The sequence below is a fragment of the Paenibacillus sp. OK060 genome (assembly GCF_900101205.1).
GTDB classification, from domain to species: Bacteria; Bacillota; Bacilli; order Paenibacillales; family Paenibacillaceae; genus Paenibacillus; species Paenibacillus marchantiae.
The window spans coordinates 345,369-360,079 of record NZ_FNFR01000007.1 but is presented as its reverse complement, the minus strand read 5'-3'; the positions used below and the strand labels follow the sequence as shown (position 1 = coordinate 360,079).

Annotated in this window: 13 protein-coding genes; 2 read left to right on the top strand and 11 right to left on the bottom strand. The window is 45.1% G+C overall.

The window, feature by feature from the left end; translation table 11 throughout:
* Positions 1-48: 48 nt before the first annotated feature.
* From BLS14_RS25225 to BLS14_RS25210, 4 genes are all read right to left on the bottom strand, one after another.
* Positions 49-777, bottom strand: a complete 729-nt coding sequence (locus BLS14_RS25225; RefSeq protein WP_053783546.1) for a response regulator transcription factor — start codon at positions 775-777, stop codon at positions 49-51.
* 115 nt (positions 778-892) lie between these two features.
* The gene (gene pnpS, locus BLS14_RS25220; protein ID WP_064639306.1) at positions 893-2,722 is read right to left on the bottom strand and encodes a two-component system histidine kinase PnpS; all 1,830 of its coding nucleotides are present in this window, start codon (positions 2,720-2,722) and stop codon (positions 893-895) included.
* 30 nt (positions 2,723-2,752) lie between these two features.
* A complete protein-coding gene (locus tag BLS14_RS25215) occupies positions 2,753-3,097 on the bottom strand; it encodes a cupin domain-containing protein (RefSeq protein WP_079697696.1) in 345 nt (114 codons plus the stop codon).
* A gap of 273 nt (positions 3,098-3,370) precedes the next feature.
* Positions 3,371-4,240 carry an SDR family oxidoreductase gene (locus BLS14_RS25210; RefSeq protein ID WP_090954526.1) on the bottom strand — a complete coding sequence of 290 codons (870 nt, stop codon included), beginning with the start codon at positions 4,238-4,240 and terminating at the stop codon, positions 3,371-3,373.
* 448 nt (positions 4,241-4,688) lie between these two features.
* Here BLS14_RS25210 and BLS14_RS25205 point away from each other — a divergent pair, with 448 nt between their 5' ends.
* Positions 4,689-6,248 carry a histidine kinase N-terminal 7TM domain-containing diguanylate cyclase gene (locus tag BLS14_RS25205; RefSeq protein ID WP_090954524.1) on the top strand — a complete coding sequence of 520 codons (1,560 nt, stop codon included), beginning with the start codon at positions 4,689-4,691 and terminating at the stop codon, positions 6,246-6,248.
* 227 nt (positions 6,249-6,475) lie between these two features.
* Here BLS14_RS25205 and BLS14_RS25200 read toward each other — a convergent pair whose 3' ends face one another.
* The 4 genes from BLS14_RS25200 to citZ all read right to left on the bottom strand — a co-directional run bounded on the left by BLS14_RS25200 (position 6,476) and on the right by citZ (position 10,551).
* On the bottom strand, positions 6,476-6,901 hold the full coding sequence (locus BLS14_RS25200) for a hypothetical protein (protein WP_090808739.1): 426 nt from the start codon (positions 6,899-6,901) through the stop codon (positions 6,476-6,478).
* A gap of 138 nt (positions 6,902-7,039) precedes the next feature.
* Complete coding sequence (mdh, locus tag BLS14_RS25195; protein ID WP_072733980.1) at positions 7,040-7,981, bottom strand: malate dehydrogenase; 942 nt, start codon at positions 7,979-7,981, stop codon at positions 7,040-7,042.
* Between the two features lie 15 nt (positions 7,982-7,996).
* Positions 7,997-9,289: an NADP-dependent isocitrate dehydrogenase gene (icd, locus tag BLS14_RS25190; RefSeq protein ID WP_063568094.1), complete on the bottom strand. Its 1,293-nt coding sequence runs from the start codon at positions 9,287-9,289 to the stop codon at positions 7,997-7,999.
* 149 nt (positions 9,290-9,438) lie between these two features.
* Positions 9,439-10,551 (bottom strand): citrate synthase, encoded by a 1,113-nt coding sequence (gene citZ, locus BLS14_RS25185; protein ID WP_063568093.1) that lies wholly within the window; start codon positions 10,549-10,551, stop codon positions 9,439-9,441.
* Between the two features lie 478 nt (positions 10,552-11,029).
* On the opposite strand from citZ, the gene ytvI reads away from it, so the two are divergent.
* Positions 11,030-12,148: a sporulation integral membrane protein YtvI gene (gene ytvI, locus BLS14_RS25180; RefSeq protein ID WP_090808735.1), complete on the top strand. Its 1,119-nt coding sequence runs from the start codon at positions 11,030-11,032 to the stop codon at positions 12,146-12,148.
* 71 nt (positions 12,149-12,219) lie between these two features.
* On the opposite strand, the gene BLS14_RS25175 is transcribed toward ytvI, so the two are convergent.
* The 3 genes from BLS14_RS25175 to pyk form a co-directional block, all read right to left on the bottom strand.
* Complete coding sequence (locus BLS14_RS25175) at positions 12,220-12,621, bottom strand: FxsA family protein (RefSeq protein WP_063568091.1); 402 nt, start codon at positions 12,619-12,621, stop codon at positions 12,220-12,222.
* 6 nt (positions 12,622-12,627) lie between these two features.
* On the bottom strand, positions 12,628-13,134 hold the full coding sequence (locus tag BLS14_RS25170; protein WP_090954522.1) for an acyl-CoA thioesterase: 507 nt from the start codon (positions 13,132-13,134) through the stop codon (positions 12,628-12,630).
* 130 nt (positions 13,135-13,264) lie between these two features.
* On the bottom strand, positions 13,265-14,692 hold the full coding sequence (gene pyk / locus BLS14_RS25165; protein WP_063568089.1) for a pyruvate kinase: 1,428 nt from the start codon (positions 14,690-14,692) through the stop codon (positions 13,265-13,267).
* Between the last annotated feature and the right edge of the window lie 19 nt (positions 14,693-14,711).

Genomic DNA, 14,711 nt, shown 5'->3' with positions numbered 1-14,711 from the left:
AATAATTGTTTATGTTAACGGAATGTAAAAAAAACTCCCCGATCATTGTTAACTTGAATGATGGGGAGTTTTTCTTTTTACAACCAATTTATAACCTACACCGCGAATCGAATCAATATGAACCGATTCCGGGTCCAGCTCCAACTTTTTCCGCAATGAACTGACATGAACGTCCACCGTGCGCTGTCCTCCGATATAATCGAAGCCCCAGACCGCATTCATCAGATCATCCCGTGTAAGCACAACACCCGGCTTCTTGGCCAGATAAAGCAGTACCTCAAACTCCTTGGGACGAAGACTGATGGATTGTCCACCCAATGTCACTTCATACTTCAAAGGATATATCTCAAGCTCTCCCAGAATAATACGGGAACCATCTTTATCCTCTGGTTGCGGCAAATCTTCACCGTTCGAATAACGTCTTAACACTGCATCTACGCGAGCAAGCAATTCGGATACACCAAATGGCTTCGTAATATAATCATCGGCACCTGATTTTAAGCCTTGTACAACTTCGGCTTCACCGTTTTTGGCTGTGAGAATAATGACCGGTGTGCTAACACCCTGAATTCGTAACTTATTCAGAATATCCAGACCGTTCATTCCAGGAAGCATCAGATCCAGCAGAATCAGATCAAACTCCTGGGACAACGCCCGATCATAACCTGAAGATCCGTGATCCTCAGCAATAACATCATAGCCCTCTTGTGTCAGGTTGTACGTAAGCAATCTTGATAATGTTGGTTCATCTTCAATAACGAGCAAACGCTGCGCCATGATACCCCTTCTCTCCTATAGGTTGTCTGTTGCCACAACACTTTCATTATCATAGCACCTAATTGTTAACTCTGTGTAAAACAGCACATTCCTTTTACATTTCACTTCCATCGCACTAGATTTCTTCATCCTGAATTAATGGAAGGATAACACGAAACGTAGTCCCCATGCCAAGTTCACTCTCTACAGACAGTTTGCCATGGTGCAATTCTACCAGATGTTTCACAATTGAAAGTCCAAGTCCAGTGCCTCCCGAGTTACGGGATCTGCCCTTGTCCACCCTATAGAAGCGTTCAAAAATCCGCGGCAAATCTTTCTTCGGAATACCAATTCCTGTGTCGGATACTGCAAATACAACTTCTTCTTCGTCCTCATTATGTTCAACCGACACTTGTAATTTTACCCTTCCGCCCTCAGGCGTGTAATTAATGCCGTTGGATAACAGATTAATAAAGATCTGCTTCATTTTATCCTCATCAGCTTCAATATACAATTCTTCGGGAACATTCATCTCCAGGCGAATTTCTTTCTTCTCCGCCACCTTGGACAAGGTACCCAGGACCATCTCGAAGAACGAATGCACATGCACAGGTGAACACTGCAGGGGAGCCCGTTTGGACTCAATTTTGGATAACTCCAGAATATCTCCGATTAATCGATTCAGTCTGTCACCTTCATCATAGATAATCTGCAGGAATGAACGCTCCGTCTCTTTGTCCTGTACCCCGCCGCTAAGAAGCGTTTCGGCAAAACCTTTGACCGCAGCCACCGGCGTTTTGAGTTCATGAGATACATTCGCGACGAACTCACTGCGCATTGATTCCAGCCTGCGGATCGCCGTGACATCCTGTAGGAGAAAGAGCATCCCCCGATAAGCGCCGTCATCTTCGGACATCGGTACTCCATCAATGCGAATTAATTTTTCCACCGGATTGAACACACTTACTTCTTCATGCATTGGTTCTCGCAACGCAACACTCTCTTCAATCGTGCGTGTCAGCTCATAATGCCGCTTCAATTCAATATATGGTTTGCCAGTAACCCGCTCTGCCTGAATGCCAAGCATACGCTCCGCTTCCCGATTGACCAGCGCAATAGATTGACCAGCATCGATCATTATAATGCCGCCCGTCATGTTGGCAAGCACACTTTGCAGCAGCGCTTCATTATCCCTGATCGTCTTCAGTTGCATCTGAAGGCTGTCTGCCATTCCGTTAATGGCAAGTCCCAGTTGACCGATCTCATCATTACGAGTTACATCCACTCTAGCATCATAATCCAGCTTGGTGATCCGGTGAGCCACCTTCGTAATATGCTCAATGGGCGATGTCAGTCCCCGCGCAACCCGGTAACTTACCAGAGCCACAATCAGGAACAGAAGGCCCAAGGTGAAGAACATCAAAATCCAGCCCTGCTGAAGACCCTGATCAACAGCTTCAAGACTCATGGATAGTCGAATGTAACCATCAAATTTCCCACTGGGTAACTCGATCATGTCGCTTTGATCCGAATTCACAGGAAGTGCCACATACAGCATGTCCTGCCCTAATGTTGCACTATAACGAATCGACTGACCATAATTTTGCCCAACCGCTTCTTTAATCTCCTGACGGTTCAAGTGGTTGTCCATTGAATTGGGATCGCTCTCCGAGTCGCCAATGACCGTTCCGTCTTTATTGATAAAAGTTACCCGTGAATCCGTCAGTCGATCCAGCTCAACCGCACGTTCTGAGTAATATTTCTGTGTCTCTGCATTTTTTGGATTGGTTGCATCATGGAACGGGAACGTTGCTTTTAGCAAGTTGATCTCACGCACCATCGTTTGCTCCAATGCATTAATGTGAGTAGTCTTAAAAACTCTGCCCATCGTATACCCCGCCACAATGACGGAAATACCGATCAGCACCATCATAATGATGGCAAGGCGAATTCGGAACGGTCTCATCTATCTCTTCCTTTGTTATAAAATTAATAATTACATATCCATTTCTATTCGATCACCACGAGTGGTGGGTTGTGAAATGACAAGAAATTCTACGTCTGCTTCGCCCCGATTCTGCATCTGATGTGGCATGCCCGACGCAATTTCTATCCCTTCATGGAGTTCAAGCACAAACTCTTCCCCGTTAAGTTCCATACAAGCCTCACCGCTAAGAATAAAGAAAAACTGACGACTTATCGAATGGTAGTGCCGGGTTTCAGAAGTTCCTGCAGGCATACGTTCATGAATAATGCTCAGTGTTTCATCTTGAACGAGATGCCAACCATCGCACTGTCCACCCCATATATAGTGTGCCGCATTTTGTTTGCTAATCTTCATGTGACCGCCTCCGAAGCTTACTTGTCGGTCTATATCATATCACAGATAGCATGGAGACCCTGCCATTTTTGATTAGCAGCACGCGGCGTCAGTTCTAGAACTATCTCCAGGCAAGCCTAATGATAAAGTATCATGGTTGCATCAACGCCGATCCCGACTTTTGTAAACTGGATCAAAATTATATCTCTTCCGCTATATGCTCATTAAAAAAAGACGTACCGACCAGTCATGCTGGTAACGATACGCCTTCATTCGAAATACGTCGTCAATGGATTATCCGTTGACCACTTCGCCGCCATTAACGTGCATCACCTGACCGCTCACGTAGGAAGAATCATCCGAAGCGAGATATACGTAAGCTGGAGCCAATTCATTCGGTTGCCCTGGACGTTTCATCGGCTGAGTAGCACCAAATTCACTCACCTTTTTCTCATCAAATGTGGATGGAATGAGCGGGGTCCAAATTGGCCCTGGAGCAACAGCATTCACACGAATTCCCTTCTCCACAACATTTATCGACAAAGAGCGTGTAAAAGAAGTGATAGCTCCTTTCGTAGATGAATAATCAATTAACGTCGGATTTCCGCGATATGCGGTAATGGAGGTTGTATTAATGATTGTACTGCCTTTCTTAAGATGTGGCAGAGCAGCCTGTGTAATATAAAACATGCCAAAAATATTTGTGCGGAACGTACGCTCCAGCTGTTCTGGAGTAATATCCTCCAGCTGCTGCTGGGGATGCTGCTCCGCTGCATTATTCACGACAATATCCAGCTTGCCTAGTTGATCCACCGTCTGCTTCACGGATTTCTTGGCAAAGGCATTGTCACCAATATCACCGGGAATCAATATGCATTTGCGTCCTTCCTGTTCGACCTGACGCTTGGTCTCTTCTGCATCCTCATGCTCACTCAGGTATACAATCGCTACATCCGCGCCTTCCTTCGCATATGTAACGGCAACAGCACGTCCAATTCCACTGTCTCCACCCGTGATCAGAGCAACCTTATCTAACAATTTACCGGCTGCTTTATATTCAAGTTTCTCAAACTCTGGTTTGGGGTGCATCTCCGATTCGATACCCGGGCGCTGATCCTGATGTTGGGCAGGCATCGTCTTTTTGTTTTGTGTGTCGGTTGACATCTGGCATTTCTCCTCTCAAAATGGAATGTCCTGATTCAGATTCATTCTGTAGGATGGCATGAACAGTACAGATTAATCCCTTTTCCAATGCTCATGCTCCAAAGTCCCTGTCTCTTGCCTCGATACATACTTACCACTCGCTTTTGGCGGTTAAACAGAAAAATTCCCAATACTCTAATGGCTGTTTCTTTATCGTTTCTCGCAGACATGCTGTCAACTGAGGCAAAGCCGCATTGAATTCGACCTATTATGCCAATCATTCGAAAATTTTATCGAAATTGAACGGATTCACCAACCAAATTGTATTCCTATGCCGTATGGGCTGATGTACAATGTACAGTATACAGATAAGCTTTAAATAAAATTAATCCAGTTTGGATGAAGCGCGGTCATGCAGTTATACTTCCCAACTAAGCAAATATTCTGATCTAATATGGAGACCAAACCCATGGAATCGCACATTAATTCTTATATAACACTTGTAGCAACTTCAGCTGTGCTGAATGTTTTTCTGTGTTTATATACTTATGTTAGAAGAGCAGAAATCCCCAGTTCGAAAATATTCATTCTCTATACAGCAGCTCTGTCGGTTTACACCTTCGGTTACGCGATTGAACTCGCCAGCAATACACTGGAGCAGATGAAATTCTGGACGGTCGTCGAATACATCGGTATGCCTTTCTCCGCCTCTCTTGGGCTGATGCTCATGATGCAATACACGGGTAAAACGTTATCCAAAAAAGCTTCTGCGGCACTGTTTGTAATCCCTTCCATTACCTTGTTCATGGTGGCAACAAATGATTTTCATCATCTTTTCTATAAAAGAGTATGGTTAAGAGAAGACAGTTCCGTCCCTCTAATGGATATTGCCGTAGGGCAATGGTACGTTGTTCATGGCGCATTCACCTTTTCCTGTCTGTTATGTGCCTGCCTTATTCTCGTCGGACAATGGAAACATACCAAAAAGATGTATCGTCGTCAGTTACTCACACTGATCACTTCACAGATTATTCCCATGGTAGCGGCCTTTGTGTATTTACTTGGTCTGACCCCAGGTGGTATGGATCCTGTTCCGGTTCTCATGTGCATTACATCCGCAATGTATATCTGGGCTATTCTATCCTCCCGTCTGTTAACCATCGTACCTATCGCCAAGGATAGTATCTTTGAGAGCATGCGTGAAGGCGTTATCGTGCTGGATAGTTCCAATCGTCTCGTCGACTACAACAAATCTCTGCGTGATATGCTGCCAGAGTTTGATTTCAGCATGGTAGGTCAACCTCTTAACGATGTATGGCTGTCGCTTGCCGGTGAGACCTTTCCAGTGGAATATGGCCGAGAAGGTCTGCAAACCGATCTGTACTGGCAGTTGAACGGAGAGACCGTCTGTTATCAGGTAAGAACCTCTTATGTCTATAACAAAGAAGGACAGGCCGTTGGCACACTGATTATGCTGATTGATATTACAGAGCAACGTTTCCTACAAGAACAATTGAAGCAACTGGCTTACTTCGATGGTCTCACCAAAATATATAACCGCACGCAGTTCCTGCTTAGAGGTCGAGAGATACTGAGTGAAGCCCAGCTTAATCTGCGGCCGACGGCCTTTATCTTATTTGACATTGATCATTTCAAACGAATTAATGACACCTATGGACATGACGTTGGGGATCAGGCCATCATTCATGTGGTCTCTGTATGTAATCGTTATCTGAATTCGGAGATGTTGTTTGCACGTTATGGAGGAGAGGAGTTTGTTATCGCGGTACCCAATGCCTCCCTCCAAGACGGTGAGCAGCTTGCTGAGAAGTTACGCGTGGCTTTGTTGAATGACCCGCTGGAGGTACAAGGTACTCGTATTCCACTGACTTCAAGCTTCGGAGTGGCACAATATAATGGAGGGTCCGATTCTCTGGAATCCTTGCTGCGTGATGCCGATACGGCACTATATGAGTCCAAGCGTAACGGTCGTAACACCGTATTTGCCCACGCTGTAAGCTTGGGTTAACTAAATGTAGCGTTTAACTACGTGAGCCATATATGCCGTTATTTCAACACTAGCACCTTGTTGGTTGTCAGACATCACCCCAGACGGAGCGAACAAAAATAGACAGCCTCTGGGCTGTCTATTTCAATACGGTTTAAGACCTTACTTTCTTATTCAGCTTGTCCCAACGTTTGAAGTGCAAACGCTTTAAGTTCAGCTCGCAAATAAAACTCGTTTCGCAGCTATTGTTAGATCACCTGGTTGTTCACCATCAGATACACCATAATGAGCAGGAATACGGCAAGCAATGTGCTGAACGTACGAATCTTACTTTGTTCTGCACTGACGTCACGGTTGCTTTTCACAGCCTCTGCTGCCAAGCGTAACGGTTTACCCATAATGCCACCGATTGCTGCAATAGCCAGCAACAGAACCACTACCACGCCCATCCACAGATAGGAATACTCACCCTTGGTCATTAAGTAACCACCCGTAAGAAGCTGAATTACAAGTCCGTACTGTGCGATACGGTTTAATGAACGGAGCGATGCAAATGCTCCCTCTTGAGCGGCAGCACTCAATGTACGGATTTTGCCCACAACGAATGGCAAGATCAGATAGAAGCCCATCGCCAGTGCTCCAATAATATGGAGCAAATACATAATCATTGTCAAAATGTCCATCCTCCTCAAAAATTTCAGTCAGTGTGCTATACATCACATCTCATTATACTGGGGAACTTATCCAAAGAAAAGAAAACCTCCGGATGATCCGAAGGTTTTCTGTCTGTTCCTGTCAAAAAGTTTTCAAACTTACAAGTTAACTACTGAAATGACGTTACGAACCGAATCCGCAGATTTGTCGAGTCCAGCTTTTTCTTCCGCAGTCAGTTCCAGTTCAAATATTTTCTCAATTCCGTTACCACCCAGAACGGTTGGCACACCAAGGAACAAGTCGTTGTAGCCATATTCCCCTTCAAGGTAAGCAATAACCGGAATGATTCGTTTTTTGTCTTTCAAAATGGCTTCGGTCATTTGCACCAATGAAGCTGCTGGTGCATAATATGCGCTGCCGTTTCCGAGCAGGTTAACGATCTCACCCCCGCCAACACGTGTGCGTTGTACGATGGCTTCAATGCGCTCTGCCGGGATGAGGGTATCGATTGGAATACCGCCAACGCTGGAATAACGAACGAGTGGTACCATATCGTCTCCGTGGCCGCCAAGAACGAATCCACGGACGTCTTCAACCGATACATTCAGCTCTTGTGCAATGAATGTGCAATAACGTGCAGTATCCAGAACACCGGACTGGCCGATTACGCGGTTTTTAGGGAAACCAAGCGTCTGATAAGCTGCATATGTCATTGCATCTACCGGGTTGCTTAGAATAATGACGATGGAATCAGGGCAATATTTTTTCACATTTTCACAAACAGACTTCACGATTCCTGCATTCGTGTTGACCAGATCATCACGGCTCATACCTGGTTTACGGGCAATACCTGCCGTAATAATAACAATCTCCGAACCTGCAGTATCCTCGTAGTTGGAAGTACCGACGATATTGCTGTCGAAGCCCTGAACAGGACTAGCTTCCCACATGTCGAGCGCTTTACCTTTAGTCGGGTTTTCCAATTGCGGAATATCAACCAGAATAACATCCCCGAGTTCTTTTTGGGCAAGCATCAAAGCCGTTGTAGCTCCGGTAAATCCGGCGCCGACTACTGTGATTTTTTTGCGCTGAATAGTCACGATTCACATCTCCCCTTACAGGTTTTTAATGATTTGATCAGCAAATTCAGAACATTTCACTTCAGTAGCGCCGTCCATCAGACGTGCAAAGTCATAAGTTACTGTTTTGTTGTTGATGGATGTTTCCATACCTTTGTAGATCAGGTTAGCCGCTTCTTGCCATCCCAGGTGCTCAAGCAACATTACGCCGGACAGAATAACGGAACCAGGGTTCACGACATCTTTGTCTGCATATTTAGGTGCAGTACCGTGAGTAGCTTCGAAGATAGCATGTCCTGTTACATAGTTGATGTTCGCTCCTGGAGCGATACCAATTCCGCCAACTTGTGCAGCCAGTGCATCGGACAGATAGTCACCGTTCAGGTTCAACGTTGCGATTACATCGAACTCACCTGGACGAGTCAATACTTGTTGCAGAGCGATATCGGCAATAGCATCTTTCACGATGATTTTGCCAGCATCTTCAGCTGCTTTTTGAGCTGCATTAGCTGCATCCGTACCGTCTTTTTCTTTAATGATATCGTATTGTGCCCAAGTGAACACTTTGTCAGCAAACTCGTCTTCAGCAACTTCATAACCCCAGTTTTTGAAGGCACCTTCTGTAAATTTCATGATATTACCTTTGTGTACCAATGTAACGCTCTTACGGTTGTGATCGATGGCATATTGTACTGCTGCACGTACCAAACGTTTGGAACCTTCGGAGGAAACTGGCTTGATACCAATACCGGAAGTTTCAGGGAAGCGGATTTTGTTTGCACCCATCTCCTGTTGCAGGAATTGGATTACTTTTTTCACTTCTTCTGAACCTTCTGCGTATTCAATACCTGCATAGATATCTTCCGTATTCTCACGGAAAATGACCATGTCTACCAACTCAGGACGTTTAACCGGAGAAGGTACACCATCGAAATAACGAACAGGACGCAAGCAAGTGTACAGATCCAGTTCTTGACGAAGCGCTACGTTCAGGGAACGAATTCCGCCACCGATTGGTGTAGTCAATGGTCCTTTGATCGCTACGATATACTCGCGAATAGCTTCAAGCGTATCGTTTGGCAGCCACTCCCCGTATGTATCGAATGCTTTTTGTCCAGCAAACACTTCATACCATGCGATTTTTTTGTTGCCGTCATATGCTTTTTCAACAGCTGCATCCAATACACGTTTGGAAGCTTTCCAGATGTCACGGCCTGTACCGTCACCTTCGATAAATGGAATGATCGGGTTATTAGGTACTTGCAGTGTACCGTTATCAATTTGAATTTTTTCGCCTTCAGTTGGGTGAGCAAATTTTTCTAATTTCATTAGTATAATTCCTCCTTGGGTTTCGTAGATGCAGTATGATAACACACCGCTTGTCTTATTGGAGGAAGGGTTATGAACGTGCTGCTAATTTCAGCCAACATGTTACACCCCTTCACCCCGTCCTTTTTATTATACTGGTTTTGATGCCATTAGCGAAGTTCGATTGAAACGTACTTCTGATCTGTTGGGCCTGTGTACTCGGCACGCGGACGAATAATACGGTTATCCGCAAGCTGTTCCAGAATATGAGCAGTCCAACCTGATACCCGGCTAATCGCAAAGATTGGTGTAAACAGGACCTCTTCAATACCCAATTGGGTATATACGGAAGCGGAGTAGAAATCTACATTTGGTTTCAGACCTTTTTGTCCTGTCACCAGTTCTTCGATCTTCACCGACATATCGTACAAGCGTGTATCGTTGTTCATTTCCCCCAGTTCCTTGGACATCTTTTGCAGATGTTTCGCACGTGGGTCTCCATTTTTGTAGACACGGTGTCCAAAGCCCATGATCTTCTCACGGTTGTTCAATTTTTCTTGAATAGCTGCTTCCAGACGATCAGGTGTTCCAATCTCATTCAGCATTTTCATAACGGCTTCATTTGCACCGCCATGCAATGGCCCCTTCAATGCGCCAATCGCAGAAGTTACTCCCGAATAGATGTCGGAAAGCGTAGCTACTGTTACACGTGCTGCAAATGTAGAAGCGTTCAACTCGTGATCCGCATGCAGGACAAGCGCTTGATCAAGAGCTTTAACAGCGGTCTCGGCTGGTTGTTCTCCAGTCATCATATATAAAAAGTTTTCTGCGATGGAAGCGCCTTCTTTTGGAGCCACAGGTTCTTTGCCCTGACGGATACGGGCTATGGCTGCCACAATGGTTGGCAACTGCGCTTGCAGCTTAACCGCTTTGTTCTCGTTCGCTTCCGCTGTCATCTCGTCAGCCTGCTCATCGTACAGAGCCAGTGCGGATACCGCGGAACGCAGTGCTGCCATGGTACTCATGTTTTTCGGATACAATTGGATTTGTGCAATCAACTCGCTCGGAATCGGCGCGTAATCGCTCAGGCTTTTGCGAAGGGATTTCAGTTCATCCGTAGTTGGCAATTTACCAAACCACAGTAAATAGGCAACTTCTTCAAAGCTTGCATGTTCTGCCAGATCGTCAATATCGTAACCACGGTATGTAAGCACACCGTCTACAATGGAGCTGATCGAAGAGGTTGTTGCAACGATGCCTTCCAGACCTTTGGTAGCTGTCATATTACATCTCTCCTTTAATAAACGAAATCAAGAACCCATCCAGAGTGTCATCTACGTGCTCAAACGCACTCGTCCTTCTTTTGTAACCATTTACATTTTAAAATTAATAAATACCTCAATATCCGGTTTTCATATCTGTCAATCGGTATTTCCTTATCTCATCATACTGGATTTTGTCGTTTATGTGAACATGATGCGAGGTCATCCGCACATCAAACTTCTTTATCAGACCGATAAAGCATTTTTGAAAACCTTTACAAAAACAAGGTTGACATTTTATTCTTTTTATATAAATCCGTGCTATAAATCAAGTTTTTATTGCTATATTTTGTGAACATGAGGCATACTCTAGGCAAAAGAAAAGATATAATTCGACGACATCCTGGCGTTTCAAATCAGTGTATTTGCTCTATATTAACTAGATAGCTTCCTATGCTTCCTTCATGGTAGCTTGAAATGGAATAAGGAGAGTTGATGCTTGGATAGAATCATAATGAAACGCCTGTTGCGCGGTTTATGGGTGATTGTTGCGACCATACTCATTGCCGTTGCCATATACCTGCTGTTCCCACTGTTATATCCTTTTGCCATCGCCTGGATTATCGCTTATGCGATGAATCCTCTGGTGAAGTTGCTTCAATACAAGGCCCGATTTCCCCGCTGGCTGGCTGTAACCTTATCAATAATCATTTATTTCGGGGCCATTGTCGTCGTATTGTCTGCTGCGGTAACCCGTATGGTCAAGGAAGTCATTTCACTAACGACGAGCTTCGACCTTCATGTCGATGAGATTAAGGCTACGTTCATCCGCTGGACCCAGAATGATACGATTCAGAGTTTAATTGGACAGATCAATGAATTTTACAAGGAAAATCCCAACTATCAGGAGACCATTAACAGCAATATTAGCAAAACAACCGAAACGGTAGGTACAGCTGTAACGGACCTGGTGACCGGATTTTTCAACATGATCCTGAACCTACTCACTTCTCTACCCAATATGGGAGCCGTATTAATTGTGGTTCTGCTATCAACTTTCTTTATTAGCAAAAGTTGGACCAGACACAGTATTACCGTATCGGGCTGGGTGCCCTCATCCATTCGCAAACCGATTACCGACATATGGAATGATCTCAAAAAAGCACTGTTCGGTTATGCACGAGCCCAGTTGATCATGATCTCTATCACCGCATTATTTGTCATGATTGGATTGCTTGTGCTCCAGGTTAAGTCTGCCTTCACGATTGCTTTGCTTATCGGTCTGGTGGATCTGCTTCCTTATCTCGGCGTTGGCCTGGTGATGGTTCCCTGGGCAGCATACCTGCTTATGAATGGAGACTTGTACCTGGGGATCGGCATCAGTATTATATATCTCATTGTGCTGATTGCTCGCCAAATCATTGAACCCAAAGTGCTTGCCAGCAGTGTCGGATTGGACCCTCTGGCCACATTGGTTGGCATGTTTGTCGGATTGAAACTGTTCGGTGTACTCGGTTTGATCATCGGCCCTGTCAGCCTCGTTATCCTTGATGCATTTAATCGAGCGAACGTGTTCCGTGATCTCCGAACATATATTATTAACGGACGTGTCCGATGAATAAAAAAAGGCACCGCTCATCAGACTGAATCTGGTGGTGGGTGCCTTTCTTTAACTGATGCTGGTATATCCTATTTTTTCGGACCACGATAAAACTTAATACTTCCGTTTCTCATTTTTTTCTCCAGCCAGCCCAGGAAGAATAGACGGTACACTGAACGTGTTACTGGGAACAACAGTGTAAATCCGATCAGATCTGTGATAAATCCCGGAATCAACAGCAGGAAACCACCGACAAAAATAAATAGTCCATCTACCATTTTCCTTCCGGGCACCTTACCGCGCTCCATCTCGGATTTGGCATCAATAAGTACTTTTCGTCCTTCAAACTGCAACATTGCTATACCGATCAAGGACGTGAGAATCATGAGAAGCAATGTCTTTCCGGCTCCAATCCAGTCACTCATAAGAATGAAACCAAACAGTTCAATCACCGGAATGATTAATAGCAGGGCCCACATCCATCTTCGCATTACGTATTACCCCTTTCCTGAAAGCCACACTTTCTCAAGCGCGCTGTAGAGCTCAGAAGCTGCCTTATCCAGCCTGACTGGCTTCCAGTCCCCTTTGACCCATACATGTTGGGTAGAGCCTGTAACCAATCGTTCACCAGGAAGGGACTCCTCAGATGACCATACTCGTTGCCCGCTGCCTATCTGCTCATTAAGGTCTGGAGTCATGCGCCTTATGTCATACTCATAGTTCAGTCGCAGACCACTAAATGCAGCAATACGGGTGAAAATGATGATGTCATCATCATACCGGGCAGGTTTATGATATTTTACATCCAGTCCGGTTACCGGAAGCAGTAACCCCTGTTCCTCCATTTTACGATATGTATACCCCATTTGGCGAATCATCTCGGTTCGACCGATTTCAAACCAATTCAAATAGTTGGCGTGATAGACCACACCCATCTGATCACTTTCTTGATAACGCACGCGAAGGCGTGCCTTGTACCAACTGCCATTGCTTTGTTGTTGCATGTTACCGGCCTCCTTCGATATACCAATTATTACGTATCTAGCGACGACAAAGTCTCATAAAGATGGAAAAAAAGCAACGGGACGCAAACGCCCCATTGCTTCATTCCTGTTGCTTCTCGTCCAAACACAATTATGCGTTGTTTGGAATTTGGCTTACTTTGATCAGGTTAGTGGAACCCGAACGACCCAAAGGTACACCCGCTGTAATAACAACAAGATCTCCTTCTTTTACAAGTCCGGATTTCACGCCGCCTTCAATTGCATTTTCAAACAAAGCGTCAGTGGAATCAACAAGTCTTCCTTTGACTGGTGTTACACCCCAAGCCAATGCAAGACGACGGGAAGTTCTGTCTTCCGTTGTCACCGCGATGATTGGAGATTCTGGACGATATTTAGAAATCATGCGTGCTGTATGACCGGATTCAGTCGAAGTAATGATCGCTTTAGCGTTCAGATCTTGAGCTGACAGGGCAACAGATTGGCTGATTGCTTCAGTAACTGTTGTTTGTTGAGCAACACGTTGTTTCAGATACAGCTCTTGGTAAGGCAGAGCGGATTCTGCTTTTTCGGCAATACGGGACATTGTCAGAACGGATTCAACTGGGTATTTACCAGCAGCTGTTTCACCAGACAACATGATTGCATCTGTACCGTCGAAGATCGCATTAGCCACGTCACTTGCTTCTGCACGTGTTGGACGCGGGTTGCGTTGCATGGAATCCAGCATTTGTGTAGCTGTGATAACCGGTTTGCCTGCAACGTTACATTTTTCGATCATGCGTTTTTGTACCAATGGTACTTCTTCCGCAGGAATCTCTACACCCAGGTCTCCACGAGCAACCATCAGGCCATCGGACACTTCAAGGATTTCATCCAGGTTGTCCACACCTTGTTGGTTCTCAATTTTGGAGATGATTTGGATATGTCCAGCATTGTGTTTTTCAAGCAATTCACGAATCTCAAGGACGTCGCTTGCTTTACGAACAAATGAAGCCGCGATGAAATCGACACCTTGCTCGATACCAAATACGATATCGTTAGCATCTTTTTCAGTAATACCCGGCAGAGAAATGGCAACGCCAGGAACGTTAACACCTTTTTTGCTTTTGATCGTACCGCCGTTAACGATACGGCATTTGATCTCGGTGCCTTGTACTTCCACCACAGTCAGTCCGATCAGACCGTCGTCGATCAGAATTGTAGATCCCGGTTCAACATCACTCGGAAGATCTGCATACGTAATGGAGAGACGTTCTTTGGTGCCCAGAATTTCTTCTGTTGTCAAAGTGATGTACTCGTCTTGAACCAATTCGATTGGCTCCACTTCGAGTTTACCTGTCCGAATTTCCGGTCCTTTGGTGTCCAGCAAGATCGCTACTGTCTTGTTCAGCTCTTCGCATGCTTGGCGAATTGCTGTGATCCGTCCGCCGTGCTCATCGAAATCACCGTGGGAGAAGTTCAAACGGGCCACGTTCATACCGGCCATAATCAATTTTTTGGTATTCTCCAATGATTCACTGGATGGACCAATCGTACATACAATCTTTGTTTTGCGCATTTTGGGTTTCCTCCGATTT

What these genes read in the sequence shown, in the direction of transcription:
- BLS14_RS25225 (WP_053783546.1), bottom strand. Translation starts at nt 777, where the DNA reads ATGGCGCAGCGTTTGCTCGTTATTGAAGATGAACCAACATTATCAAGA.
- pnpS (WP_064639306.1), bottom strand. Translation starts at nt 2,722, where the DNA reads ATGAGACCGTTCCGAATTCGCCTTGCCATCATTATGATGGTGCTGATC.
- BLS14_RS25215 (WP_079697696.1), bottom strand. Translation starts at nt 3,097, where the DNA reads ATGAAGATTAGCAAACAAAATGCGGCACACTATATATGGGGTGGACAG.
- BLS14_RS25210 (WP_090954526.1), bottom strand. Translation starts at nt 4,240, where the DNA reads ATGTCAACCGACACACAAAACAAAAAGACGATGCCTGCCCAACATCAG.
- BLS14_RS25205 (WP_090954524.1), top strand. Translation starts at nt 4,689, where the DNA reads ATGGAATCGCACATTAATTCTTATATAACACTTGTAGCAACTTCAGCT.
- icd (WP_063568094.1), bottom strand. Translation starts at nt 9,289, where the DNA reads ATGAAATTAGAAAAATTTGCTCACCCAACTGAAGGCGAAAAAATTCAA.
- citZ (WP_063568093.1), bottom strand. Translation starts at nt 10,551, where the DNA reads ATGACAGCTACCAAAGGTCTGGAAGGCATCGTTGCAACAACCTCTTCG.
- BLS14_RS25175 (WP_063568091.1), bottom strand. Translation starts at nt 12,621, where the DNA reads ATGCGAAGATGGATGTGGGCCCTGCTATTAATCATTCCGGTGATTGAA.
- BLS14_RS25170 (WP_090954522.1), bottom strand. Translation starts at nt 13,134, where the DNA reads ATGCAACAACAAAGCAATGGCAGTTGGTACAAGGCACGCCTTCGCGTG.
- pyk (WP_063568089.1), bottom strand. Translation starts at nt 14,692, where the DNA reads ATGCGCAAAACAAAGATTGTATGTACGATTGGTCCATCCAGTGAATCA.